The organism is Streptomyces flaveolus (assembly GCF_000716535.1).
GTDB classification, from domain to species: domain Bacteria; phylum Actinomycetota; class Actinomycetes; order Streptomycetales; family Streptomycetaceae; genus Streptomyces; species Streptomyces flaveolus_A.
In genome coordinates this window covers 113,991-137,278 of sequence record NZ_JNWV01000035.1, presented here as the reverse complement: position 1 = coordinate 137,278, position 23,288 = coordinate 113,991, and the positions used below count along the sequence as shown (strand labels likewise).

The 23,288-nt window shown below is 73.1% G+C and carries 19 protein-coding genes and 1 tRNA gene; 11 read left to right on the top strand and 9 right to left on the bottom strand.

Features of this window, described 5'->3' with window-relative positions; translation table 11 throughout:
• Nucleotides 1–16: 16 nt before the first annotated feature.
• From OO52_RS33630 to OO52_RS33615, 4 genes are read right to left on the bottom strand one after another with little or no spacing between them, the layout of a single operon-like run.
• Nucleotides 17–1,354 (bottom strand): AAA domain-containing protein, encoded by a 1,338-nt coding sequence (locus OO52_RS33630; protein ID WP_030650894.1) that lies wholly within the window; start codon nucleotides 1,352–1,354, stop codon nucleotides 17–19.
• On the bottom strand, nucleotides 1,351–2,940 hold the full coding sequence (locus OO52_RS33625; RefSeq protein ID WP_030650892.1) for a hypothetical protein: 1,590 nt from the start codon (nucleotides 2,938–2,940) through the stop codon (nucleotides 1,351–1,353). Before OO52_RS33625 ends, OO52_RS33630 begins: the two co-directional genes overlap by 4 nt.
• Complete coding sequence (locus tag OO52_RS33620; RefSeq protein WP_199822687.1) at nucleotides 2,931–4,151, bottom strand: hypothetical protein; 1,221 nt, start codon at nucleotides 4,149–4,151, stop codon at nucleotides 2,931–2,933. Before OO52_RS33620 ends, OO52_RS33625 begins: the two co-directional genes overlap by 10 nt.
• The gene (locus tag OO52_RS33615; RefSeq protein ID WP_030650888.1) at nucleotides 4,048–4,992 is read right to left on the bottom strand and encodes a phosphatase PAP2 family protein; all 945 of its coding nucleotides are present in this window, start codon (nucleotides 4,990–4,992) and stop codon (nucleotides 4,048–4,050) included. The genes OO52_RS33620 and OO52_RS33615 overlap by 104 nt, the downstream gene beginning before the upstream one ends.
• Before the next feature lie 239 nt (nucleotides 4,993–5,231).
• Between OO52_RS33615 and OO52_RS33610 the strand changes: the two genes are divergently transcribed.
• Nucleotides 5,232–5,828, top strand: coding sequence for a histidine phosphatase family protein (locus OO52_RS33610; protein WP_030650886.1), 597 nt, complete (start codon nucleotides 5,232–5,234; stop codon nucleotides 5,826–5,828).
• A gap of 126 nt (nucleotides 5,829–5,954) precedes the next feature.
• Here OO52_RS33610 and OO52_RS33605 read toward each other — a convergent pair whose 3' ends face one another.
• Entirely contained in the window at nucleotides 5,955–7,463 is a 1,509-nt protein-coding gene (locus tag OO52_RS33605; RefSeq protein ID WP_030650884.1) for a hypothetical protein, read from the bottom strand.
• Nucleotides 7,464–7,727: 264 nt separating this feature from the next.
• Here OO52_RS33605 and OO52_RS33600 point away from each other — a divergent pair, with 264 nt between their 5' ends.
• Both OO52_RS33600 and OO52_RS33595 read left to right on the top strand, forming a co-directional pair.
• Nucleotides 7,728–8,138: a hypothetical protein gene (locus tag OO52_RS33600; RefSeq protein ID WP_078629659.1), complete on the top strand. Its 411-nt coding sequence runs from the start codon at nucleotides 7,728–7,730 to the stop codon at nucleotides 8,136–8,138.
• A gap of 34 nt (nucleotides 8,139–8,172) precedes the next feature.
• A complete protein-coding gene (locus tag OO52_RS33595; RefSeq protein ID WP_030650880.1) occupies nucleotides 8,173–9,042 on the top strand; it encodes a spermidine synthase in 870 nt (289 codons plus the stop codon).
• A 12-nt stretch (nucleotides 9,043–9,054) separates the two neighbouring features.
• On the opposite strand, the gene OO52_RS33590 is transcribed toward OO52_RS33595, so the two are convergent.
• Nucleotides 9,055–9,579, bottom strand: coding sequence for a hypothetical protein (locus tag OO52_RS33590; protein WP_030650878.1), 525 nt, complete (start codon nucleotides 9,577–9,579; stop codon nucleotides 9,055–9,057).
• A gap of 99 nt (nucleotides 9,580–9,678) precedes the next feature.
• On the opposite strand from OO52_RS33590, the gene OO52_RS33585 reads away from it, so the two are divergent.
• From OO52_RS33585 to OO52_RS33575, 3 genes are all read left to right on the top strand, one after another.
• Entirely contained in the window at nucleotides 9,679–10,395 is a 717-nt protein-coding gene (locus tag OO52_RS33585) for a response regulator transcription factor (RefSeq protein WP_030650876.1), read from the top strand.
• The gene (locus OO52_RS33580) at nucleotides 10,392–11,795 is read left to right on the top strand and encodes a sensor histidine kinase (RefSeq protein WP_030650873.1); all 1,404 of its coding nucleotides are present in this window, start codon (nucleotides 10,392–10,394) and stop codon (nucleotides 11,793–11,795) included. Before OO52_RS33585 ends, OO52_RS33580 begins: the two co-directional genes overlap by 4 nt.
• A 109-nt stretch (nucleotides 11,796–11,904) precedes the next feature.
• Nucleotides 11,905–13,374, top strand: a complete 1,470-nt coding sequence (locus OO52_RS33575) for a glycoside hydrolase family 18 protein (RefSeq protein ID WP_030650871.1) — start codon at nucleotides 11,905–11,907, stop codon at nucleotides 13,372–13,374.
• A 60-nt stretch (nucleotides 13,375–13,434) separates the two neighbouring features.
• On the opposite strand, the gene OO52_RS33570 is transcribed toward OO52_RS33575, so the two are convergent.
• Nucleotides 13,435–14,862 (bottom strand): GH1 family beta-glucosidase, encoded by a 1,428-nt coding sequence (locus OO52_RS33570; RefSeq protein ID WP_030650868.1) that lies wholly within the window; start codon nucleotides 14,860–14,862, stop codon nucleotides 13,435–13,437.
• 201 nt (nucleotides 14,863–15,063) lie between these two features.
• Complete coding sequence (locus tag OO52_RS33565) at nucleotides 15,064–16,113, bottom strand: LacI family DNA-binding transcriptional regulator (RefSeq protein ID WP_030650865.1); 1,050 nt, start codon at nucleotides 16,111–16,113, stop codon at nucleotides 15,064–15,066.
• 492 nt (nucleotides 16,114–16,605) lie between these two features.
• Here OO52_RS33565 and OO52_RS33560 point away from each other — a divergent pair, with 492 nt between their 5' ends.
• The 5 genes from OO52_RS33560 (at nucleotide 16,606) to OO52_RS33540 (ending at nucleotide 23,005) form a co-directional block, all read left to right on the top strand.
• Nucleotides 16,606–17,925, top strand: a complete 1,320-nt coding sequence (locus OO52_RS33560; protein ID WP_030650862.1) for an ABC transporter substrate-binding protein — start codon at nucleotides 16,606–16,608, stop codon at nucleotides 17,923–17,925.
• A 264-nt stretch (nucleotides 17,926–18,189) separates the two neighbouring features.
• Nucleotides 18,190–19,182, top strand: a complete 993-nt coding sequence (locus tag OO52_RS33555; protein WP_030650859.1) for a carbohydrate ABC transporter permease — start codon at nucleotides 18,190–18,192, stop codon at nucleotides 19,180–19,182.
• A 14-nt stretch (nucleotides 19,183–19,196) separates the two neighbouring features.
• Nucleotides 19,197–20,117: a carbohydrate ABC transporter permease gene (locus tag OO52_RS33550; protein ID WP_030650857.1), complete on the top strand. Its 921-nt coding sequence runs from the start codon at nucleotides 19,197–19,199 to the stop codon at nucleotides 20,115–20,117.
• A 264-nt stretch (nucleotides 20,118–20,381) separates the two neighbouring features.
• Nucleotides 20,382–21,824, top strand: coding sequence for a GH1 family beta-glucosidase (locus OO52_RS33545; RefSeq protein WP_030650854.1), 1,443 nt, complete (start codon nucleotides 20,382–20,384; stop codon nucleotides 21,822–21,824).
• 125 nt (nucleotides 21,825–21,949) lie between these two features.
• Complete coding sequence (locus OO52_RS33540) at nucleotides 21,950–23,005, top strand: LacI family DNA-binding transcriptional regulator (RefSeq protein WP_030650851.1); 1,056 nt, start codon at nucleotides 21,950–21,952, stop codon at nucleotides 23,003–23,005.
• 118 nt (nucleotides 23,006–23,123) lie between these two features.
• Here OO52_RS33540 and OO52_RS33535 read toward each other — a convergent pair.
• Nucleotides 23,124–23,196, bottom strand: a tRNA-His gene (locus OO52_RS33535).
• Between the last annotated feature and the right edge of the window lie 92 nt (nucleotides 23,197–23,288).

Here is a 23,288-nt window from a genome sequence, read left to right as displayed (position 1 = left end):
AGGCACGGGGTGTCGGTCAGGGGCGCCAGGGCACCCGGTGTTCCCTCAGGTGGGACAGGACCGCATGGTTCGCCTCCCAGCCGTCCGGGAACTTCACCAGCGTTCCCAGCTGGACCGGTTCCGTGGAGGGGTAGTCGTCCAGCAGGTCGGTCACCCCGGCGCGGCAGATCATGATGCACGCGTGGCGGTGGCGGGAGGCCAGCACGCACAGGCGGCCCGTCTCCAGGTGGAAGGCGGTGGCGTCGGGGCGGCCGGAGAGCGGGTGCAGGACGACCGTGACGTCGTACTCGCGGCCCTGGAGACGGTTCGCCGTGTCGACGGTCACGTCCGGGACGCCGAGGTCGGCCAGGGCCGAGCGGATCGCCGCCGCCTGGTCGCGGTGGGCCGTTCCCACGGCGATGCGGTCGGCGGTGAGGGGGGTGGGATCCGGCGCGCGTTCCGACACGGCCGCTCCGCCCCGGTCCAGCAGCCGGCGGACCACCGCCGCCACCGCCCGGACCGCCTCCGGGTCCGTGCGCGGAGTGTGCCGGGCGGGCAGCTCCAGCAGGCCCCAGCCGGACTCCGCGGCCTCGTCGATCACCCGGTCCGGGCCGGAGCCGTCGGAGGGCACGGCGAAGGCCAGCCGGCGGTCCCCGTGGGACGTGCCGCTGCGGAACGGCGTGTACGGGTAGAACGCGTCCGAGACCAGGGGCGCCGCCGAGGCCGGCAGGCGCCAGGAGACCGGCAGGCGGTGCTGGGGGAGGTCCGGGTTGTGGGCCAGGAGGGTGGTGACCGCCGAGGCCGAGGGGTCGTACGACAGGCCCGCCCACTGCTCGCTGCCGACGATGGAGAAGGGGTCGAGCTGGCCCGGGTCGCCCACGAACAGCGCCCGTTCGAACAGCCCGGCCACCGCGAGCAGGGAGTCGGAGCGCATCTGGTACGCCTCGTCCACGATCGCGTGCCGCCACGGCTCGTCCACCTTCACGTGCGCCCACTTGGCCGCCGTGGAGAGCACCACCGGCAGGCCGTTCAGGTCCGCCGCCTTCGCCGAGGTGCGCACCTGCGGCAAGGCGTCCAGCGCCTTGTCGTACGCGTCGGCGTCGCTGCTGTGCAGACGGCCGACGGGCAGGTCCGGGTCCTTCTCGGCCAGGCGCAGGACCAGGTCGTCCACCTGGGCGTTGGTCTGGGCCACCACCATCAGCGGGCGCCCGGCACCGGCGAGTTCGAGGGCCGCGCGGACCACCAGCGTCGACTTGCCGGCGCCCGGCGGGGAGTCCACCACCACGCCCCGCTCGGCGCCGTGCAGCGTGTCGTGGAGGATCGCGTCGGTGGCGCGGCCGGCCGCGGCTCCGGGATCGAAGTCGACGGTCGTCACAGCACGTCCTCCTCGGTCACGGTGTCGGGGGCCTCCGGTGCCGGCTCGCCCGGCGGGCCGCCGTGCGTCCAGGGGGTCTCCTCCGGGTCGGGCAGCTTCGCACCGCCGCGCTGCTCGTGCTCGAACAGGGTGAAGCAGACCCGGTCGCCCTTCTCCGGCACCGACCCGGGCTCCGGCTCCTTGCCGCGGCCCATCTTGTCCATCACGCGCAGGACCAGCACACCGTCGGCCTCCTGACCGACGAACTCCGCCGACTGCGGCTTGCCGCCCAGCGAGCGGTACACCTTCGCCCGCTCCGCCAGATGCGGCCGGTCGTCCGTGCGGACCGTCACCAGCGGGCGCGGGCTCGGCCGCTTGCCCTCGCTGTACGCCATCACGACGTCGGTCACCTCGCCCGCGAACGCCTCCCCGGCCAGCCGCCGCCCCGCCATCACCAGCGGGTCGTCCAGCGCCTCCTGCGCCTCCAGCCGGGACTGCTCACGCTCGCGCGTGGCCAGCTTGTTCGCCGCCGTCACCGCGTCGTCCCGGCGCGGCTGCGGGGGCTCACCGGCCAGCACCCGGTCCCGGTGCCCGGTGAACGACCAGCGGTCCCGGGTCCAGCGCCCCTCCACGTGCGCGCCCACCGGCAGCGCCCGCAGCAGGTCCAGGCCCCGCCACACCGCGTCCCAGGTGGGCCGGGTACGGCTCTCGACCAGGTCGCGGATCTCCCGCTCGGCCCGGGTGAGCGCGGCCAGCCGGTCGTCGGCCTCCAGCGGGTCCTCGGCGGCGGCCAGGGCCGTGCGCGCGCGGTCGTAGCGCTCGATCGCCGGGGCCAGCAGCTTGTTGTCGAACGCCGGGTCCGTGGCGGGGCCGGCCGGCGGGCACAGCAACTGGCCGTCGGCGTCCCTGGCGAGTTCGGCCCGGTGGGCGGCCTCGGCACCGCTGAGGCCCTCCGGGGGGTCGATCCAGGCCAGCAGCGCGCCCAGGTGTTCGTCCTCCAGGCCCGACTGGCCGGTCGCCCAGTGCCGGGACAGCACATCGGTCAGGGCGAGCAGCAGCGAGGAGCCCGGGACCCGGGCCCGCTCGCCGTAGTGGGTCAGCCAGCGGCCGAGCAGCGGCACCCGGGGCGGCGCCGGGTAGGGCGCGTCCGGGTCCTGCTCGGCGGTGCGCCGGAACCGCATGGAGCGGCCCAGCAGCCGTACGAAGTCCAGGCCCGTGCGGCTCGGCACGATCAGCTGGGGCGCGTCCGCGCACAGCTCGGCCGCCACCTTGACCCGCTTGCCGGTCTCCGGGTCGGTCTCGGTGCGCTCGGCCGCCTCCACCGAGTCGGCGTACGCGTCGATGTACGGCAGGACGACGTCGGCCAGGTCGGCGAGGAACGTGAAGCGCAGGTCGCGGTCGCGGGGCTGGGGCACGACCAGCAGCCGGGGCGCGTCACGGTCGGTGCCGACCAGCGCGCCGAGCGGGGCACCCGTCTCACCGGCCGTGGTGAGCGGCACGAACACCAGCGGGTGGTCGGACAGATGCCGGTGCCGGACGGTCGCGGTGCGCTGCGCCCGGCCCGTGCCGACGGCTTCCAGCCGGGCGAGGGTGGTGATCAGGGACACGGGACCGCCTCCCGGGCCTGGCGCAGGGCCTCCGCGCGCAGGGCAGCCGCCCGGCGCAGGGCGGCCACCGCCGGGTCGTCCGGGTCGCCGCTCTCGCCGTGAGCGGCCGCCAGCACCTCCTCGACCGTGGCCAGGCCGCCCAGTTCGGCCCGCAGCGGCCGGCCGAGGCGGGTGACGGCGCCGGCCGCGCGGGCCCGCTCCCGGCAGTGGAAGGCCAGCTCACAGGCGGACAGGCACTCGGGCGCGTACGCCGCCGGCACCGCCTCCACGGCCGCCGTCAGCTCCTCGGCGGGCCGGTCGGGCGCGAAGCACGTGCCCTCGGGCAGCGCGTCGGCGATCTCCTCGACGCGGGTGAGCCGGGCGAGCTGGCGCGCGGTGACCGCGCGCTGCTTGCGGACGTCCACGGCGGAGCCCGCGGCCAGGTTGGAGAAGTCCTTCGGGCACACCAGCAGCACCTGGTGGCGCACCCGCGGCACCGGAGCGCCCTTGGGGTCGTGCCCCTCCGGCTCCGCGCCGAGACGCTTCGCGACCTCCTCCAGGGCGAGCACGTACACCGCCGCCTGGCGGGCCGCCGCGCCCACCTTCGCCGGGTCCGCGGCGCCGTCCACCATCGGGAAGGACTTGATCTCGACCACCGACCAGCTGCCGTCCGGGTGCACCACGACCGCGTCCGGCTCCAGGAAGGCGAGCGAACCGGCCACGTCCAGAGCGAGCATCGGATGGTCCAGGAGCGTCCAGCCGCCGGCCCGCGTGGCCTCGCGCAGCGCCAGCGCCGTACGGGCCGTACGCCCCTCGGGGCCGTGCGCGGTCAGGTCGGGCACGGCCGCCGTGGCGGGTGGTTCGGCGCCGGGGTCGAGCCGGGCGTGCACCAGGCGCAGCAGCTCGGCGCCGCCGTCCGCCTTGACCCGCGCCTCGAACGCGTTGCCCCGGGTCAGCGCGAACTGCGACTGCCCGAAGCCGGACGGCGCGCCCAGCGCGCCGGCCAGCTTGGCCTTGTCCACCCCGGCGCCGTCCAGGATCGCCCGCCGGGAGCAGCCCGGGTTCGCGGCGAGCGCCGCGAGGGCGCGGGCGTCCAGGGCCTTGGCCGGTACGTCGGGACCGCGCAGCTCAGCGAGCCGGTGCCGGAGCCCCTTCGCCCGCGTCGCTGGGGGAGGCGTCCGGTCCGGCCGCGGGGTCGAGCCGCGACTCGCGCTGCCGTGGAATTCGCTCACCCGCCGAAGTCTGGCATCCGGCACTGACAATCGGGGAACCCGTGCCGTCCGGGACCGGTGCGGTACGGGGGGACAGCCGGGTCCGGACGAGGTCCGCGGCCCGCATCATCCGCGGTGCCAGCAGCAGGCCGACGCCCATCACGGCCGCGCCCGCGACCGCGTCCAGGAAGTAGTGGTTGGCGGTGCCCATGACCACCAGCGCGGTCACCAGCGGATAGACGACACCGAGGACCTTCGTCAGGCGCGAGCCGCCGTACCGCCACAGCATCACACCGCACCACAGCGCCCAGCCCACGTGCAGGCTCGGCATCGCCGCGTACTGGTTGGTCATGCCGCCCATGCCGCGCGGGGCGCTGGCCTCGCCGCCCCACCAGCCGTACGCGCTGTACTGCGCCATCGTGTCCACGAAGCCGTGATCGGCGGAGAGCAGGCGGGGCGGGGAGGTCGGCAGCAGGCTGAAGCCGATCAGGCCGATGAACGTGGACGTCATCAGCCAGGTGCGGGCCGCGCGGTAGTGGGGGGCGCACGCGCGGAACAGCCAGACCAGGATCAGGGGCGTGACCAGGTAGTGCAGCGAGGCGTACCAGAAGTCGGCCGGCACCCCGAGCCAGGCCTCGCGGGTGAACAGCCGGTTCAGCGGGTGCTCCGCGTTCAGGTGCAGGGCCTTCTCGACGCGCAGGATCGCCAGGCCGTGGTCGACGGCGCCGGTGACGTCACCGCGCGCGAGGAGCCGGCCGGCCGAGTAGCAGCCGTAGACCAGCAGGATCAGCGGCAGCTCGGTCCACCAGCGCAGCCGGGGTCGCGGGGCCACCTCGGTGCCCGGTGTCTCGGTCTGCGGCATCCGATCGCCCTCCCCCTTCTGCTGTGCGGCTGCGCCCCGGCGGGCGACCGTGCCACTTTACGGTGTCCCTACTGCGCCCATGACGGGCGCTCGGATCACGCTCGGCGTGTGTCAGCCCTCGAAGACGCGGAGATCGCCCGGCGGGTTGCCTGGGAACCCGGTGCGCGATGATGGAGGGACCGCACCCACTCGTCGTGCGTCCCCTTGTCGTGCATCCGCTTGTTCTTCGGAGAGACCCCATGGCACCGCGCATTCTGCTGGCCCGGCACGGACAGACGGCATGGTCGCTGTCCGGCAAGCACACCGGCAGGACCGATGTGCCGCTGCTGGAGGAGGGCCGGCGCGGGGCCAAGCTGCTCGGTGAGCGGCTGCACCGCGCCCCGCTGGACGGTCTGGCGGACGTGGAGGTGCGGACCAGCCCGCTGTCACGCGCGCGGGAGACGTGCGAACTGGCCGGCTTCGGGGACCGTGCCACGGTGTGGGACACGCTGATGGAGTGGGACTACGGCGCCTACGAGGGCATGACCCCGGCGGAGATCCAGGCGGTGCGGCCCGGTTGGCTGATCTGGCGGGACGGGGTCCCGGAGGGCGAGAGCATCGCCGACGTCACCGCGCGCGCGGACGAGGTGGTGTCCTGGGCCCGTTCCGCCGACCGTGACGTCCTGGTCTTCGCCCACGGACACATCCTGCGGTCGATCGGGGCGCGGTGGCTGGGGCTGCCGCTGGACTTCGCGGCGCGGATACGGCTGAATCCCACGTCGCTGTCCGTACTGGGCTGGGCCTACGGGGAACCCGCGATCGAGAGCTGGAACGACCTGGGGCATCTGGCGGGCTGAGAGGATGGCCGCGCCCGGAGGGGCGCGGGGCTGTGGCGACGTGGGGCTCCGCCGCGTGGGCGCGACCGGCCCCACCGGCCCGCGGACCGGCGACAGCGCCGGCCCCCGTCCGGAACCGGGCAGCCCCTACACCCGCCGCGGAACGGACGCGTGGCGGTCCAGGAACTCCGACACCCCCGACGCCCGCCGGTGCGGCAACAGCACCCGTGCCGTCCCCGCCAGCATCGTCTGGATGCGGGAGGACTGGACCTGGTCCAGCAGCGCCAGCACCCGCAGCCCCGCCTCCGCCGCCTCGTCGGGCCGGCCCTCGCGGGCGAGATCGTCGGCCAGCTCCGCGGTGTACAGCGCGATGTTCCGGGTGAAGTGCGGATCCTGCAGACGCGCCGCCCGCCGCGCGTGCCGGGACGCCCGCCGCCAGTCGCCCAGCGTGGACCAGCACTGCGCCTCCAGCCCCTCCAGCTCCGCCTCTCCGTAGAAGCTCATCCACTCGGGGTCGGCGTCCGAGCGGCCCCGCTCGAAGAGGGCGTGCGCCCGGGCCAGCGCCTGCGCACAGCCGGTGCGGTCGGCGAGCCCCGCCCAGCCGCCCGCCTCCCGCAGCGCCAGCAGGGACATCAGCCGGTCGGAGCCGAGCGGCCGGGCGGCGCGCTGCGCGGCCTGCGCGGCCCGTACCGCCTCCCGGGGCCGCCCGGCGTCCCGGGCCAGGAACGCGGTGTTGCAGAAGGCGTGGGCCTCCAGCGCCGGATCGCCGGTCATACGCGCGGTGGCCAGTGCCTCCGCGTAGTGCGAGCGGGCGTCGTCGAAACGGCCGGAGTCGTGGGCCAGCCAGCCGACGGAGATGGCGAGTTCACCCGCGCCCGCGTGCAGCCGGTCGGCGGTGGTCTGCCGGGTCGCGCCCGCGTCGAGCAGCTCGTACGCCGCGCGCAGCGGAGCCGCCGCGCGCCGGTAGAGGCCGTCCGCGCCGTGCCGGTCGTCGAGCAGCCGGATACGGCGGACGGCCTCCTCCAGCGCCGCCGCCTCGGAGCTGCCGGCGCGCCGCAGCGGCCGTTCCGCCGCCGTGGCGCCGGTGGTGAGCCCCAGCGGGGCCAGCGTGGCGGCGGCCACCGTGGCGCCTCCGCCGGTCATGAATGCGCGACGCAGCACGTCGCTCTCCTCGTGGTTCAGGGGGTCTTTCGCAAACGGTTCGTGCGGTTCGTACAGCGGGTGCGGTTCATACGGGCCCCCTTCTCGCGGGTCCCGCGCGTCGCGGGACCCACCGGTCTCACGGGACTCATACGGCTCCAACGCCTCGCGCAACTCACCGGGCACCCGCTCCGCGGGGGCCGTCTCCACCGCCGTGCGCGCCGCGCGTCCGCGGACGGACGAGCGGGGCGCGAAGCCGAGGTCGGTGAGCGTGCGGCCGGGAAACATGTGCAGGAACACCCGTTCGTACGCGTAGTTGGGGCAGCGGATCTCGCCCGCCTCGACCCGGCCGATGTAGCGCGCGTCACAGCTCACCCGCTCACCGATCTCGCGCGCCGCCCGCCGTACCAGCGCCGCGAACTCCGCCGGTGAGCGCCGGCCGCGCAGTCGCCGGAAGGCGAGGTTCGGCCGTGGTGGCCGTTCGGGCTGTGACGAGGTCACGGTTGACGACGCCATGGCCGGGTCCTCTCGTGCGAACCGTCGAACCACGCCGGGACCCGGGCGATCCGGGACGAGTTGCCCGTGTGACGCCCTGGTTCCGGCGGGCATGAACGTACCCGCTGTGAAGGACCCGCCACGCGGTGTTTAGCTACAAACCGGATATCTCATGCATGATCTGCCATGAAGTGCCATCCTTTGCGGCGCACTTGTGCCGTTGCCGTTGACGCGCTCGCGCGTTGGACTCCATGGACCGCAACAGGGCTGTGTGTGGAGGCCGGCATGGAGACCAGCCAGAGCAACGATCCTTGTACGTCGCCGTCGTCGTCCGCGTGCGCGGGAGGTGACGCGAGATGCGACCTCGTGACGGTACCGACCCGGCAGGGGCTGGAAGCCGTCGACATCCTGCGGCGGGGGGCGGCGGACGCGGTCGGGCCCGTGCTGCACGACGACGGCTGCGGCACCCTCGGCTTCCTGGTCCCGGCCGGCACGGCCGCCGGCTGGGACCTGCCGGGCAGCACCTGCACCGAGACCGACGGACGCGGGCTGCGGCTGAACCCCGAGCCGCCGGTGGAGGGCTCCGACTGGCTGCTGCCGCCCGGCGAGGCCGACCTCGCCACCGACCCGGTGGTCCTGCGCCGGGCCCTCGGCGAGGCGGCCCGCCTGATCGAGGTGGCCGACAACTGCCGGTGACGCGCCCGCCCCCGGAGGCTGCGAAAATGGGTGGATGGGCAGGTCCAGGAACACACGGCGCGGATCGGCCGCCGTAGCCGCGGTCGAGGAGCCGGTCGACGGCGGGCTCGCACAGCTCGTGCCCGACCCGGACCGCGCCCGGGCCTGGACGCTGCTGATCGACGGCGCGCCCCAGTCGCACGTCGACCTGGACGACCCCGCGTACCTGTCTTTCGAGTACCAGCGCCGCCTCGGCCATGTCATCGACCTCGCCGCCCCGCCCGGCAAGCCCGTGCACGCCGTGCACCTCGGCGGCGGCGCCCTCACCCTCGCCCGGTACGTCGCCGCGACCCGGCCCCGCTCCACCCAGCAGGTCGTGGAGCGGGACGCGACCCTGGTGCAGCTCGTCCGCCGGGAGCTGCCGCTGGACCCGGGCGCGCGCATCCGGATACGGGCCACCGACGCCCGCGCGGGGCTCGCCAAGGTGCCGGACGGCTGGGCCGACCTGGTCGTCGCCGATGTCTTCAGCGGCGCCCGCACCCCCGCCCACCTCACCTCCACCGAGTTCCTGGACGAGGTCCGGCGCGCCCTGAAGCCCTCCGGTGTCTACACGGCCAACCTCGCCGACGGTCCGCCGCTCGCGCACCTGCGCGGCCAGATCGCCACCGCCGCCGCCCGGTTCGGCGAACTCGCGCTGATCGCCGACGCGGCCGTGCTGCGCGGCAAGCGCTTCGGCAACGCGGTCCTGGTCGCCTCCGACCTCCCGCTGCCGCTCGCCGAACTCACCCGCCGCGCCGCCTCCGACCCGCACCCCGGCCGCGTCGAACACGGCAGACAGCTCACCGACTTCACCGGTGGCGCGGTGCCCGTGACGGACGATGCCGCGGTGGCCTCGCCGGCACCGCCGCCCTCGGTGTTCCGCTAGGGGCCGCCCCGGTCAGTAGGTGCCCACCTCGACCCGCGGCGGCCCGTCGTGCCAGGTGCAGAACACCGACACCCGGTCCGCGCCCCGGCTGAACTCCACCCGGATCCAGCTCTCCGTCTTCCACACCTGCATCGACCAGCCCGGGCCCGGGATCGCCGACACGAGCGTGGCGTCGGCCGTCCGCAGGTCGAACACCGCCCGGCCGCCGTCGGTGTCGTAGGACCTGACCCGGCCGGACGCGGTGGCCGAAGCGGTGGGGGACGGGGGCGGGGACGGCGTGCGGGACGGCGTGTGCGCGGGCGTCGGCGTCGCCGTCGTCCGGACCGGCCGCTTCCGAGACGGGGGCGGCGACGGAGAGGGCGCCGGGGACGCGGACTTCACGTCCCGGGTGTCCGCGTCGGCGGCCGTGACCGGAAGCGCGCGCGGCGGGTCGTAGGCCGTCCCCGCCATCACCGTGTGGACACCCCACCACGACAGCGTGACCGCCGCTCCCGTCGCGAGCAGCCACGCCAGTACGTGTACGAGTCCTTTGCGCATCGCGGGCCATACTGCCCCAGGCGAACCGCCGTACGCACATGCCCCGAGTCGTCCACAGGCGCCCGCCCGGTCGTGTCCGCATGGCGTACGGTGCGGCGCATGGCAAGTGTGCTCGTGGTCGAGGACGACCAGTTCGTACGCTCGGCGCTCATCCGGCACCTGACCGACGCCGCACACACCGTGCGCAGTGTCGGTACGGCACTGGAGGCGCTGCGCGAGGTCGCCCATTTCCGCTTCGACCTGGTCATCCTGGACCTCGGACTGCCCGACCTGGACGGCTCCGAGGCCCTGAAGATGCTGCGCGGCATCACCGACGTGCCCGTCATCATCGCCACCGCCCGGGACGACGAGACGGAGATCGTCCGGCTGTTGAACGCCGGGGCGGACGACTATCTGACCAAGCCGTTCTCCGTCGACCACCTCTCCGCCCGGATCGCGGCCGTGCTGCGCCGGGCCCGTTCCGGCGGCGGGGAGGCCCCGCCCTCGTCCGTGCTCCGCGTCGGCGGCCTGACCGTCGACCCGCTGCGCCGCCAGGCCGAGTTGGACGGGGCCCGGCTCGACCTCACCCGCCGCGAGTTCGACCTGCTGGCCTTCCTCGCCGGGCGGCCGGGCGTCGTCGTCCCGCGCAAGGAACTCCTCGCCGAGGTCTGGCAGCAGTCCTACGGTGACGACCAGACCATCGACGTCCATCTGTCCTGGCTGCGCCGCAAGCTGGGGGAGACGGCCGCCCGGCCCCGGTACCTGCACACGCTGCGGGGCGTCGGAGTGAAGCTCGAACCGCCCTGCGACCGGCAGGACGGGCAGGTCTCGCGATGAGATGGGCCCTGGTCAAGGTCTGCCTGGCGGTCACCACGATGGTCGTGGTCGCCTTCGCCGTGCCGCTCGGCCTGGTCGTCAAGGAGATGGCCCGCGATCGCGCGTTCTCAGGCGCCGAGCGGGAGGCCGCGGCGGTGGCGCCCGCGCTGTCCATCACCACCGACCGGGACCAGCTGGAGCGTGTGGTGGCCTCGGCCGGCGCCGACTCCGGGATGGCGGTCCACCTGCCCGCCGAGGGCGGCCGGGCCGCGCTCGACCTCGGCCGGCAGCGCGCCGCAGGACGCGACATCGAGGCCGTACGACGACTCGGCCGCGCCTCCACCACCACCGTGCCCGGCGGCTCCACCCTGCTCCAGCCGGTCGCGCTCGGCTCCGGCGCGATAGCCGTGGTCGAGGTGTACGTCCCCGAGTCCGAGGTGACCAACGGCGTCGGCACGGCCTGGGCGGTGCTCGCGGCCGTCGGCCTCGCGCTGATCGTCGGCTCGGTCGCGGTCGCCGACCGGCTCGGGGTGCGCATGGTGCGGCCCGCACGGCGGCTCGTCGAGGGCGCGCACGAACTGGGCGAGGGCAAGCTGGGCGCCCGGGTGCCGGAGGACGGCCCGACCGAACTCCGGCTGGCCGCCGCCGCGTTCAACTCCATGGCCGACCAGGTCGTCCAGCTCCTCGCCAACGAACGGGAGCTGGCCGCCGACCTCTCGCACCGGCTGCGCACCCCGCTCACCGTCCTCCGGCTGAACGCGGCCTCCCTCGGCGCCGGACCGGCCGCCGAGCAGACCCGGGCCGCCGTCGCCCAGTTGGAGCGCGAGGTCGACACCATCATCCGGACGGCCCGCGAGGCCAAGCCGCAGACGGCCGCCGCCGGACCCGGTGCGGGCTGTGACGTGGCCGAAGTGGTCCGCGAACGCATGGAGTTCTGGTCCGCGCTGGCGGAGGACGAGGGCCGCAAGTGGCGGGTGGCCGGCGTCGACCGGCCGGTGCGCGTACCCGTGGCCCGCGCCGACCTGGCCGCCGCGCTCGACGCCCTGCTCGGCAACGTCTTCCGGCACACCGCCGAGGGCACCGCCTTCGCGGTCGACGTGCACAACGGCGAGGACGCGGTGATCGTGCTCGTCTCCGACGCGGGCCCCGGCATAGCCGACCCCGAGGCGGCGATGGCCCGCGGCCGGGGTTCCGGACACACCGGCTCCACCGGCCTCGGCCTGGACATCGTCCGCCGGCTCGCCGAGTCCACCGGCGGTGACGTCCGCATCGGCGCCTCCGTGCTGGGCGGCACCGAGGTGCGGATCTGGTTCCAGCTGGACGCGCGGAAGCCGGTGGGACGCAGACAGCGCGGGGCCGTACGCAGACGCCGACCGGGCAAATTGGTCTCTACCTTTAACCGTCCCCGATCGCTTCCTTAAGCGAACCCTAAGGTCTGCAACGGGCGCCCCGAACAAGCGGTTTGTCCCTTTCCTGATCGCTAGCGTGCTGCCGCACCTCACCCCGTGAACAGCGAAGGCAGGCACGCGCATGAGCACGCACCGGCGCAGGATCAGTGGCAGGAACAAGGCGATGGGCGGCCTGGTGGCCGCGGCCGTGATCGGCGGCGGCGCGGTCCTGCTCACCGGCACCGCCAACGCGGCCGGTGTGAACGCCGCCTACACCAAGACCAGCGACTGGTCCACGGGCTACACCGCCCAGTACGTCGTCACCAACAACACCGGCCAGGCCGAGAAGACCTGGACGCTGGAGTTCGACCTCCCCGCGGGGGCCAGGCTCAGCTCCCTGTGGAACGGCGAGTCGAGCGTCAGCGGTCAGCACGTCACCGTGAAGCCGGCCACGTGGGACACCGACGGCCTGGCCCCGGGCAAGTCCGTGACCGTCGGCTTCGTGGTCAACGGCGGCGGCGAACCGACGGGTTGCCGCATCGACGGCGCGCAGTGTTCCGCGGACGGCGCAGCCACCCCCGAGCCGAGCGGCCGACCGACGCAGACCACCCAGTCGCCGGCGCCGACCCCCACCTCCACGCCCACCTCCGCGCCCACGTCGACCCCCGCGCAGAGCGGGACCCCCACCCCCACCGGCAGCACCGGATCCGGCAGCACCGCCTCCGCCGGCTTCGCCCCCTACGTCGACACCAGCCTCTACCCGGCCTTCGACCTCCTCGGCGCCGCCGACGCGACCGGCGTGAAGAACTACAACCTCGCCTTCCTCACCGACGGCGGCGGCTGCACCCCCAAGTGGGGCGGGGTCACGGACCTCAGCAGCGACGCCGTGGCCGCGCAGATCGGCGCGCTGCGCGCCAAGGGCGGTGACGTCCGGGTCTCCTTCGGCGGCGCCTCCGGCTCCGAGCTGGCCACCACCTGCTCCTCCGCGGACGCGCTGGCGGCGGCGTACGGCAAGGCGGTCGACGCGTTCAAGCTGACCAAGGTCGACTTCGACGTCGAGGGCGGCGCGCTGCCGAACACCGCCGCCAACACCCGCCGCGCCCAGGCCATCGCCAAGCTCCAGGCGCGGCACCCGGACCTGGACGTCTCCTTCACCCTCCCGGTGATGCCCGAGGGTCTGACCCAGGACGGCGTGAACCTCCTCGCCAACGCCAGGTCCAACGGCGTGGAGATCGACACCGTCAACATCATGGCGATGGACTACGGCGCCTCGTACAACGGCGACATGGGCACGTACGCCGAGCAGGCCGCGACCGCCACCCAGGCCCAGGTCAAGAGCGTGCTGGGGCTGTCCGACGCGGCCGCCTGGAAGGCCGTCGCCGTCACCCCGATGATCGGCGTCAACGACGTCTCGTCCGAGGTGTTCAAGGTCGACGACGCCACCCAGCTGGTGAACTTCGCCCGGTCCAAGGGGCTCGGCTGGCTGTCGATGTGGTCGGCGACCCGCGACAAGCAGTGCGCCGGCGGCACCAAGCCGACCGCCGACGCCACGTGCAGCTCCCTCACCCAGGACCCGTTCGCCTTCTCCAAGGCGTTCGGGGCGTACAAGTAGGCGCGCGCGTCACCACGACCGGGTGAGGGCCCGGCGGCTCACTGCCGCCGGGCCGCACGCTCACACCCGCGCGTCCACCGGGGGCAGCGCTCCGGTCCGCGCCACCTTCCCGTACCACCGCGCGCTCGACTTCGGCGTCCGCTCCAGCGTGGCGTAGTCCACGTACACCGCGCCGAACCGCTTGCCGTACCCGTACGCCCACTCGAAGTTGTCCATCAGGGACCACAGGTAGTAGCCACGGACCTCGGCGCCGTCGGCGATGGCGTGGCGCACCTCCGACAGGTGGGCGTGCAGGTAGGCGATGCGCTCGGGATCGTGCACCCGGCCGTCCGGATCGGGCTTGTCGTCGTAGGCCGCACCGTTCTCGGTGATGTGGAGGGGGAGGCCGGGCGCCTCGCGCGTGTAGCGCATGAGCAGGTCGTACAGGCCCGTCGGATCGATCGTCCAGCCCATCTCCGTGCGGTCGCCGGGGGTCTGGTGGAAGACGACGTCGTCGGCGCCGGGCCAGGGGGAGTGGTCGCTGGAGCCGTGGCCGTCCGCCCGGGGGCCCGCGACGCCGTCGGAGGCGGCCGAGACCAGTGCCGGGGTGTAGTAGTTCAGGCCCAGGGCGTCCAACGGGGCGTTGATCGTGCGGAGATCGCCGTCCAGGACGTACGACCAGTCGGTCAGCGAGCGCGTGGCCTCCAGGAGCGACGACGGGTACTCCCCGTGCAGCAGCGGCCCGTGGAACACGCCGTTGGCCAGGTCGTCGATCCTGCGGGCCGCGGCCAGGTCGGCCGGGTCCTGGGAAAGCGGCCGTACGACGGATGAGTTCAGGCTGATCGCGATCCGGTTGCGGGCCGGCATCGCCGCGCGGAGGGCGGAAACGGCCAGCCCGTGCCCCAGGTTGAGGTGGTGGGCCGCGCGCAGCGAGGCCGCCGGGTCGGTCCGGCCGGGGGCGTGCACCCCGGAGGCGTAGCCCAGGAAGGCGCTGCACCACGGCTCGTTGAGGGTGATCCACTGCTCCACCCGGTCGCCCAGCGCCTCGCCGACGAGCTGCGCGTACTCGGCGAACCGGAAGGCGGTGTCCCGTTCCGGCCAGCCACCCGCGTCCTCCAGCTCCTGGGGCAGGTCCCAGTGGTAGAGCGTGGGCGCCGGTGCGATGCCCCGGGCCAGCAGCTCGTCGACGAGGCGGCGGTAGAAGTCCAGGCCCCGCTGGACCGCCGGCCCCCGGCCCGTCGGCTGCACCCGGGGCCAGGAGACGGAGAAGCGGTACGCGTTCAGGCCCAGCTCCGCCATGAGCGCGACGTCGTCGCGGTAGCGGTGGTAGTGGTCGACGGCGATGTCCCCGGTCTCGCCGCCGGCCGTCCTGTCCGGCGTGTGGCTGAAGGTGTCCCAGATCGAGGGGGTGCGGCCGTCCTCCCGCACCGCACCCTCGATCTGGTACGCCGAGGTCGCGGCGCCGAAGAGGAAGCCGGGAGGAAAGGCCACGGTCGTCGGTTCGGGCATGGAGGCTCTCCCATGGGTCGAGTGCACGCATTATGCATGGGAGCGCTCCCACGGCGAAAGGGGGAGGCGGTGATCGGTTCGGTATGGCAGGGGCGGCTTCGCGGGCGGCAGGTGACTTCTGGGTGCCCGATGGCTCAGGCAGATGCTCGACTTCTCCGGCCGACCCCCGACCCCCAACCCCACCGACCAACCCCCGCCCCCTCAGGCCGACGCCCGTACCACCAGTTCCGTCGGCAACACCACTCCCCGCTGGCCGGTTCCGCGCTGGGCGATCTCCTCCAGCAGGAGGCTCGCCATCGTGCGGCCCATCTCCTCCAGCGGCTGGCGCACGCTGGTCAGCGGGGGATCGATGTGCCGGGCCACGATCGAGTCGTCGAAGCCGATCAGCGCCACGTCGTCCGGTACCCTCCGCCCCGCCGCGCGCAGTTCCAGCACCGCGCCGGAGGCCATCACGTCGGAGGCGGCGAAGACGGCGTCCAGGTCCGGGTGCCGGCGCAGCAGTTCCCGCATGGCCACGCGCCCGCCCTCCTCGGTGAAGTCGCCCGCCGCGACGAGGTCTTCGTCGACGGCGACCCCCGCCTCGCGCAGGGCCTCCCGGTAGCCGTCGAGCCGTGCCCGCGCCACGTCCATGTCCAGCGGACCGGTGATGGTGCCGATGGACCGGCGGCCGCCCGCCAGCAGGTGCCGGACGGCGAGCCGGGCGCCGCCCCGGTTGTCCGCGCGGACATGGCCGAGCCTCTCGCGGTCGCTGCGCCGCCCGGCCAGCACGGTCGGCACGGCCAGTTCCTCCAGCCGGTCGGGCAGGGTGTCGTCCCCGTGGACCGCCATCATCAGGACGCCGTCCACCCGTTGGGCGGCGAGGTAGGCGGCGAGCCGGCCGTGCTCCTTGTCGTTGCCCGTGAGGACCAGCAGCAACTGCATCCCGGCGCCCGCGATTCCGGTGGAAACGCCCCGGATGATCCCGGAGGAGTACGGTTCGGAGAACAGCCGGTTCTCGGCGTCGGGCACGACCAGCGCGACCGCGTCCGTGCGCCGCGTCGCCAGTGAACGGGCGGCGCGGTTGGGGACGTAGCCGAGTTCCGCGATGGCCTGTTCCACGGCCGCCCGGGAGCGCGCGCTGACCTTCGGGGAGCCGTTGATCACCCGCGAGACCGTGCCGCGGCCCACTCCGGCGCGGGCGGCCACGGCGTTCAGGGTCGGGCGCCGGACGTCCGCGGTCCTGTGCGGCTGCGGCTGTTCGGCAGGGCTCATCGTTCACCTTCCGGTGGTCCGGTGGAGGGGCGCTTCATTCTGACCCAGAGAATCCGGCAACCGGTCCGGATGCGGGCCCTGTTGGCCGTGAGCGGGGATTGACCCGCTCGTGACCTGCGCCGACGCTGTAGGGAACGGCCGGATGACGGGCTGGTTGCGTGGGGGCGCACGACACGTTCACGTGACGCGCGGAACACGCTTACGCAACAACGCCGTCTTCAAGACTTGACACTCGGCCTGGCACCAACGAGTCTTCCGGCATGCCGCGTGGGAGCGGTCCCACAGGGCGACCGGGGCTCTCTTCCGTTCGGATCGAACCACCCATGGCCTTCCCCTCTACCTTGCATGGCACACCGTTGACCAGCACCTTTCCACCGCACTCCGTGTGCTGTTGGCTAGCCGCTGCTCGCACCGAGAGGGCAGGTCCGGACCGCCGGGTCCGGCGGTCCGATTCCTGAGGTCCCGTTCCCCACTGGAACAAGGAGTAGTGGAATGCGCATCACCCGTACCGGCGGTGGTCACGGCCGCAGAACCGCGACGCTGGCCACGACGGTCCTGACGGCCTCCGCGTTGCTGCTGACCGGTTGCAGCAGCGACGACGACTCGGACAGCACGGACGCCAACGGGAACATCACCCTCAAGGTGGCCGACTTCGGGCAGTTCGGCTACAAGGAGGCCAAGCTGTTCGCCAAGTACCACGAGCTGCACCCGAACATCACGGTCAAGGAAGAGACCACCGCCAACGAGCAGGACTACTACCCGAAGCTCCTTCAGCAGCTGAACACGGGCAGCGGCCTCGCGGACGTCACGGGCATCGAAGTCGGGCGTATCAAGGAGGTCGTCGACACCCAGTCGGGCAAGTTCGCCGACCTCAGCAAGGCGATCAACGTCAACGACTGGGTGTCCTGGAAGGAGAAGCAGGCCACCGCCAAGGACGGCACGGTGATCGGCGCCGGTACCGACATCGGCCCCATGTCCCTGTGCTACCGCAAGGACCTCTTCGAGAAGGCGGGCCTGCCCACCGACCGCGAGGCCGTCGCCAAGGCCGTCGCCGGCGGCTGGGAGGACTACCTCAAGCTCGGCGAGCAGTACAAGAAGAAGGCGCCCTCCGGCACCTACTTCATGGACTCCGCGTCCGCCATGTACAACGCGGTCGTCAGCTCCTCCTCCCAGCAGTACTACGACGCCGACGGCAAGCCGGCCTACAAGGACAGCCAGTCGGTGCAGCAGGGCTGGAACCTGGCCGCCGAGGCCGCCGACAAGAAGCTGAGCCAGGGCCTGCCCCAGTTCACCGACGCCTGGAACGCGGCGCTGCGCAAGGGCACCGTGGCCACCGTGGCGTGCCCCGCCTGGATGGCCGGCCAGATATCCATCAACTCCGGCGACTCCTTCAAGGGCAAGTGGGACATCTCCCGCGCCCCCGGCTCGACCGCGGCCAACTGGGGCGGCTCCTTCCTCGCCGTCCCGAAGAGCGGCAAGCACGTCAAGGAGGCCACGGAGCTGGTCAAGTGGCTGACCGCCCCGGAGCAGCAGGCCGCCGTCTTCAAGGCGATCGGTGTCTTCCCGTCCAACAAGGGCGCCTATGAGCTGGCCGACGTGAAGAACGCCAAGCTGCCGTACTTCAGCGACGCCCCCATCGGCCAGATCTACGCCGAGGAGGCCAAGTCCATCCCCGAGGCCGTGCTCGGCGCGAAGGACGGCGTGATCAAGGACACGATCTCCACGCAGATCAACAACATGGAGCAGCGGGGCACCAAGCCCGCCGACGCGTGGAAGGCCGCGACCGAGACGATCGACAAGGCGCTCGGCTAGCCGTACCGGGTGCGGGGGCCCACCGGCCGCCCGCACCCGTCCGCGCTCGACGACGTGAGCGGTGCCCGACGGCGGGCGCCGCCCACGGCACCACCCGGCGGGACCCGGCAGCCGACGGCCGGGCTCCGCCTCACACGCACGTCAGGCCGCGGCGTGGGCCGTTCGCCACCGTACCGATCCGCGCGGGGAGGGGCGGACCGACCCCGGTCCCCGAACGCGCTTCCCGCCCCACCCGGCCGAAACCTCCAGGGAAGGACTCCCTCCGTGGCAACGACAACCCCCGCCCGGGGCGCCTACACCCCGCCGCCCGGCGGCACCGGTGCCGCGTCGAAAGGACGCGGTACCTGGCGCAGCCGGCTGTGGCGCTTCGACGACAAGGCCTCGCCGTACGCCTACATAGCCCCCTTCTTCCTGATCTTCGGCGCCTTCGGGCTCTATCCACTCCTGTACACGGGCTGGATCGCCCTGCACCGGGTGGAGATGACGAGCCTGGACCAGTCCCAGTGGGTCGGCTTCGACAACTTCACCAAGATCCTCCAGGACTCCGAGTTCTGGACGGCCGTCACCAACACCTTCATCATCGGTGTCATCTCCACCGTTCCGCAGCTGCTGGTGGCGCTGGGCCTGGCCCACCTGCTCAACTACAAGCTGCGCGCCAGCACCTTCTGGCGGACGATCATCCTCACCCCGTACGCCACCTCGGTGGCCACGGCCGCCCTGGTCTTCGCGCTGGTCTTCCGCGCCGACGGCGGCATCCTCAACTGGGTGCTGCACTTCTTCGGCGCCGGCAACACCGACTGGGGCAACGGGGAGTGGACCTCCAAGATCGCCATCTCCGTCATCATCATCTGGCGGTGGACCGGCTACAACGCGCTCATCTACCTGGCGGCCATGCAGGCGGTCCCCACCGACCTGTACGAGGCCGCCTCCATCGACGGAGCGAGCCGGTGGCAGCAGTTCCGCAAGGTGACCATCCCCTCGCTGCGGCCCACGATCCTGTTCACCATCGTGATCTCCACCATCGGCTCGATGCAGCTGTTCGGTGAGCCGCTGCTGCTCCAGGGCGGCACCCTCGGCTCGATCGGCGGCAGCGAGCACCAGTACGAGACGCTCAGCATCTACCTCTTCAACTACGGCTGGAAGCTGGGCCACCTGGGTCCGGCGGCGGCCGTGGCCTGGGCCATGCTCGTCCTGCTGCTGCTCATCGCCCTGATCAACTGGATCGTCGGCCGGTTCGTGCGCAAGAGCGCGGCCTGACGGGAGCGACATCGATGACCACGACCAGTCCCACCACGACCGCGCCGGACCTCGGCCCGGCACCGCTTCCCACCGCCCCCGGCAAGGGCCGTGCCCGTTTCAAGATGGGTGCCGGCCAGCAGCTCAGAGGCGGTCCGTTCACCTACGTCGCCCTCATCGTCGTCGGCCTCGGCTCGATCTTCCCGCTGTACTGGACCCTGGTGGCCGCCTCGCACGACCAGCAGCGGGTCCTGGACACCCCGCCGCCGCTCGTGCCGGGCGGCAGACTGTGGAGCAACCTCCAGGCGGCCTGGGACCAGGCCCACCTGGGCAAGGCCATCGTCAACAGCGTCATCGTGGCCGGCAGCATCACCGTAGCCACCCTGTTCTTCTGCACCCTCGCCGGCTACGCGTTCGCCAAGATGCGCTTCCGCGGCCGTGGTGTGCTGATGACCGCGGTGATCGCCACGCTGACGATCCCGCCCCAGCTCAGCGTCGTCCCGCTGTTCATGATGATGTCGGACATCGGGTGGGGCGGAAAGCTGGAGTCGGTGATCTTCCCGACCCTGGTCGGCGCCTTCGGCGTCTTCTTCATGCGCCAGTACCTGATCGAGGCCCTGCCGTACGAGCTGATCGAGGCGGCCAAGGTCGACGGGGCGAGCAACTTCCGCATCGTGTGGAGCGTGGTGCTGCCCGTGGCCCGGCCCGCGATGATGGTGCTGGGCATGCTCACCTTCGTCCAGGCGTGGAACGACTTCTTCTGGCCCTTCCTCGCGCTGAACCAGGAGAACCCCACCATCCAGGTGGCGCTCGGCCAGCTCAGCGCCTCCTACACCCCCGACCAGAGCATCGTCATGGCCGGAGCGCTGATCAGCACCCTGCCGCTGCTGCTCGTCTTCGTCGTCTTCGGCAAGCAGATCGTCGGAGGGATCATGGCGGGCGCCGTCAAGGGCTGAGCCCTGCCGGTGCCGCGGGGCCGGCCGCCACAGTGCCGGCTCCGCCCCGCCCCGTCGCCGGCGTGCGCCGCCTGACGTCGGCCCGCCCTCGTGTCCGGTCCGGTACCGCCCGCACAGCCCGCCCCGCAGCGGGCCGTACCGGACCGGGCGCCCCCGGGCCGCGCCGCTGCCCGCGCACCTCGCCCTCTCTTCCTCCCCTTACTCCCGCACCGCCGGACCGCCGTCCGTCGTCCGTTTCTCACCCCCTTTGGGAGCGTTCTCACCATGACCGCCGTACGACCCGAGACCACGGCCCAGCCGGCCTCGGACACCTCCTTCCCGACCGGCTTCGTCTGGGGTGCCGCCACCGCCGCCTACCAGGTGGAGGGCGCCGCCGCCGAGGACGGCCGCACCCCCTCCATCTGGGACACCTTCAGCCACACTCCCGGCAAGGTGCGCAACGGCGACACCGGTGACATCGCCGCCGACCACTACCACCGGTACCGCGACGACGTCGCCCTGATGAAGGAACTCGGCCTCAGGGCCTACCGCTTCTCCATCTCCTGGTCCCGGGTCCAGCCCACCGGCCGCGGCCCCGCCGTCGAGCGTGGCCTGGACTTCTACCGCCGCCTCACCGACGAGCTCCTGGAGGCGGGCATCACGCCCGTGGCCACCCTCTACCACTGGGACCTGCCGCAGGAGCTTGAGGACGTCGGCGGCTGGCCGCACCGCGACACCGCCCACCGCTTCGCCGACTACGCCGACATCATGGCCCGCGCCCTCGGCGACCGGGTCGGCGTGTGGACCACCCTCAACGAACCCTGGTGCTCGGCGTTCCTGGGCTACGGTTCCGGCGTGCACGCGCCGGGGCGGACCGACCCGGCCGCCACCCTGCGCGCCGCGCACCACCTCAACCTGGCCCACGGCAAGGCCGTCGGCGCGCTGCGCGCCGTCCTGCCGGCGTCCGCCCAGACCTCGATCACCCTGAACCTGCACCAGGTGCGCCCGCTCACCGACAGCCCCGGGGACGCCGAGGCCGCGCGCCGCATCGACGCGGTCGGCAACCGGATCTTCACCGGCCCCCTCCTGGACGGCGCCTACCCCGAGGACCTGCTGGCCGACACCGCGCACCTGGTCGACTGGGGACAGCTCGTGCAGGACGGGGACCTGGCGGAGATCTCCCGGCCCATCGACGTGCTCGGCGTCAACTACTACTCGCCGACCGTGGTCTCCCTGCCCGCCGACGGCTCCGCCAGCACCCGCAACGACGGCCACGGCGTCAGCGACCACTCCCCGTGGACCGGCTCCGAGCACGTCGCCTTCCACCTGGCCAACGACGATCTCACCGCGATGAACTGGGCGATCGACGCGAGCGGACTGCACACGCTGCTGACCGGACTGGCGGCCTCGCACCCGCAGCTTCCGCTGATGGTCACCGAGAACGGCGCCGCCTTCGACGACTACGTCTCCCCGGAGGGACGGGTCAACGACCCGCAGCGGATCGCCTACCTCCACTCCCACCTGGACGCCGTCCGCCGCGCCATCGCCGACGGCGCCGACGTGCGCGGCTACTTCCTGTGGTCGCTGCTGGACAACTTCGAGTGGTCCTACGGCTATTCGAAGCGCTTCGGCACCGTCTACGTCGACTACGCCACCCAGCGCCGCATTCCCAAGGCCAGCGCCCACTGGTACGCCGACGTGATCCGGAACAACGCCCTGCCCGCCTGACCGACGCCGTGCGGCGGGCACGGCCGGACACCGGCCGTGGCCGCCGCGGTGGACGGAACCGAAGGTGCTCCCGTCATGGCTGTTACATTCCTGGCCTGAACGGCGGTGAACGGAAGGCGGCGACCATGGCAGGCAACGGTGGGAGAGGCCGGGGCGGCCGGCGGCCGACCCTGGAAGAGGTCGCCGCCCGGGCCGGGGTCGGGCGGGGCACCGTCTCCCGGGTGATCAACGGCTCGCCCCGGGTCAGCGACGCCACCCGCGCCGCGGTGGAGGCGGCCGTCGCCGAACTCGGCTACGTGCCCAACACCGCCGCCCGCGCCCTCGCGGCCAACCGCACCGACGCCATCGCGCTGGTCGTCCCCGAACCGGAGACCCGGTTCTTCGCGGAGCCGTACTTCTCCGACATGCTGCGCGGGGTCGGCGCCGAACTCTCCGACACCGAGATGCAGTTGCTGCTGATCTTCGCCGGCAGCGACCGCGAGCGGCAGCGCCTGGCCCAGTACCTGGCGGCCCACCGCGTGGACGGCGTCCTCCTGGTCTCCGTCCACGCCGACGACCCGCTGCCGGACCTGCTCGCCCAGCTGGAGATCCCGGCCGTGATCAGCGGCCCGCGCTCGGCGGCCGAGTCGCTGCCCTCGGTGGACTCCGACAACTACGGCGGCGCCCGCTCGGCCGTGGAGCACCTGCTGGGCCGGGGCCGCAGCCGGATCGCGCACATCACCGGCCGCCTGGACGTCTACGGCGCCCAGCGCCGCGTCGACGGCTACCGCGACGCCCTGCGCGAGGCGGGCCACCCGGTGGACGAACTCCTCATCGAGCAGGGTGACTTCACCGATGAGGGCGGGCGCCGGGCGATGACGACCCTGCTGTCCCGCCACCCCGACCTGGACGCCGTCTTCGCCGGCTCGGACGTGATGGCGGCCGGCGCCCGGCAGGTGCTGCGCGAGGCGGGCCGCCGCATCCCCGACGACGTCGCGCTGGTCGGGTACGACGACTCCGCCATCGCCCGGCACATGGACCCGCCGCTCACCAGCGTCCGCCAGCCCATCGAGGAGATGGGCCGCGCGATGATCGACCTCCTCCTCACGGAGATCGCGGACCGCCGCCCGGCGGCGTCCCGTGGCCTCGACCGGCATCAGGCGGTCCTGCCGACGGAACTGGTGGTCCGGGCGTCGTCGTGACGTCCCGCACCGGCCGGATCCGCACCCCCGGCCGGTGCGGGACGCCGGCGCGCGGGGGCCCGGACAACGAAACAGCCGGTGACCCGTCCTACGACGGAGTCACCGGCTGATTACTCAGGGTGAGTGACGGGACTCGAACCCGCGACATCCTGGACCACAACCAGGTGCTCTACCAGCTGAGCTACACCCACCACGACCGGCTGTTCGAGGAGTGCTCTCCCCGACCGGCCGAGAAGAAGTCTACAGGGTCCGAAGGGGTGCTCGCGCACAGGTTTTCGCGCGG

Bases quoted from the DNA above. Each gene is read 5' to 3' on its own strand.
- OO52_RS33615 (WP_030650888.1), bottom strand. From the start codon at position 4,992: ATGCCGCAGACCGAGACACCGGGCACCGAGGTGGCCCCGCGACCCCGG.
- OO52_RS33610 (WP_030650886.1), top strand. From the start codon at position 5,232: ATGGCACCGCGCATTCTGCTGGCCCGGCACGGACAGACGGCATGGTCG.
- OO52_RS33605 (WP_030650884.1), bottom strand. From the start codon at position 7,463: ATGGCGTCGTCAACCGTGACCTCGTCACAGCCCGAACGGCCACCACGG.
- OO52_RS33600 (WP_078629659.1), top strand. From the start codon at position 7,728: ATGGAGACCAGCCAGAGCAACGATCCTTGTACGTCGCCGTCGTCGTCC.
- OO52_RS33595 (WP_030650880.1), top strand. From the start codon at position 8,173: ATGGGCAGGTCCAGGAACACACGGCGCGGATCGGCCGCCGTAGCCGCG.
- OO52_RS33590 (WP_030650878.1), bottom strand. From the start codon at position 9,579: ATGCGCAAAGGACTCGTACACGTACTGGCGTGGCTGCTCGCGACGGGA.
- OO52_RS33585 (WP_030650876.1), top strand. From the start codon at position 9,679: ATGGCAAGTGTGCTCGTGGTCGAGGACGACCAGTTCGTACGCTCGGCG.
- OO52_RS33580 (WP_030650873.1), top strand. From the start codon at position 10,392: ATGAGATGGGCCCTGGTCAAGGTCTGCCTGGCGGTCACCACGATGGTC.
- OO52_RS33575 (WP_030650871.1), top strand. From the start codon at position 11,905: ATGAGCACGCACCGGCGCAGGATCAGTGGCAGGAACAAGGCGATGGGC.
- OO52_RS33570 (WP_030650868.1), bottom strand. From the start codon at position 14,862: ATGCCCGAACCGACGACCGTGGCCTTTCCTCCCGGCTTCCTCTTCGGC.
- OO52_RS33565 (WP_030650865.1), bottom strand. From the start codon at position 16,113: ATGAGCCCTGCCGAACAGCCGCAGCCGCACAGGACCGCGGACGTCCGG.
- OO52_RS33560 (WP_030650862.1), top strand. From the start codon at position 16,606: ATGCGCATCACCCGTACCGGCGGTGGTCACGGCCGCAGAACCGCGACG.
- OO52_RS33550 (WP_030650857.1), top strand. From the start codon at position 19,197: ATGACCACGACCAGTCCCACCACGACCGCGCCGGACCTCGGCCCGGCA.
- OO52_RS33545 (WP_030650854.1), top strand. From the start codon at position 20,382: ATGACCGCCGTACGACCCGAGACCACGGCCCAGCCGGCCTCGGACACC.
- OO52_RS33540 (WP_030650851.1), top strand. From the start codon at position 21,950: ATGGCAGGCAACGGTGGGAGAGGCCGGGGCGGCCGGCGGCCGACCCTG.